Genomic DNA, 211 nt, shown 5'->3' with positions numbered 1-211 from the left:
GAGGACAGCTGGTCCACCATCGTGTTGACGGTGTTCTTCAGCTCCAGCATCTCGCCGGCCACGTCCACGGTGACCTTCTGCGACAGGTCGCCGTTGGCGACCGCCGTCGTCACCGCCGCGATGTCCCGCACCTGGGTCGTCAGGTTCCGGAACACCGTGTTGACGGAGTCCGTCAGGTCCTTCCACGTGCCCGCCGCCCCGGGCACGTTCG

At 67.3% G+C, this 211-nt stretch carries 1 protein-coding gene; it reads right to left on the bottom strand.

Annotated elements, in window-relative coordinates; all coding sequences use genetic code 11:
- Window positions 1–211, bottom strand: a 211-nt coding sequence (locus IE172_RS34465; RefSeq protein ID WP_229886048.1) for a HAMP domain-containing protein, incomplete at both ends; no start/stop codon positions are given.

This window comes from Streptomyces griseoflavus (genome assembly GCF_014649995.1).
Taxonomy (GTDB): Bacteria; Actinomycetota; Actinomycetes; order Streptomycetales; family Streptomycetaceae; genus Streptomyces; species Streptomyces griseoflavus.
This window is presented reverse-complemented; position numbering and strand designations above follow the sequence as displayed.